The organism is Vibrio sp. 811, assembly GCF_033339195.1.
Genome location: NZ_JAWOUB010000711.1, coordinates 1 through 574, shown reverse-complemented (window position 1 = coordinate 574; position 574 = coordinate 1). Strand labels below are relative to the sequence as shown.

General features: G+C 43.7%; 1 protein-coding gene. It reads right to left on the bottom strand.

Annotation, left to right across the window (positions count from 1 at the left end; translation table 11 throughout):
- Positions 1-487, bottom strand: a 487-nt coding sequence (locus tag R7Q46_RS28985) for a DUF3332 family protein (RefSeq protein WP_318078554.1), incomplete at its 3' end; no start/stop codon positions are given.
- Positions 488-574 lie beyond the last annotated feature (87 nt).

Here is a 574-nt window from a genome sequence, read left to right as displayed (position 1 = left end):
CCACTTCACCATTGATGTAGTAAGTAACAAACTCACCCTCACGTACACCCATTAACGTCGCTTTTTCGCCGTTGTTGTATGTGATGTTCATCTGAACCGTATTTTCATCGATTTGGTGCATTTGGCCTTGCTCGATAACGCGGTTGTTTGTAAGTGGGCCAATCGGCGCTGTTGTAAGCGACTTATCTAGCTGGTGGTTTACATCAATGTAAGTGTCCATCTTAGTATCGAAGATGTGTGGTTTGCCGTTTAGCGGGTTTTTACCAGTCCAGAACTCTAGAGAGTTAAATACGATGTAGTCAGCTGCGATTGCCACACCGTAAACTGGTGCCATAAGCATGTTTAGACCACCACGAGCGTAACGGTTATCTACCGCTTTCAAGTTGAAGCCCATAACATAGCCAGTTACCGCGTTGCTGCCAACACAACCTGAAAGTGAAACTGCCACAGCAGTCAATGCGCCAATTTTAGCAATTGCCTTTTTCATCAAAACCTCTAGTTAGAAAGTATTAGGTCGAAAATTCGGCGCGGATATTAGCTTATAAAAACTAGGGATAAAAGACAGAATTTTCCG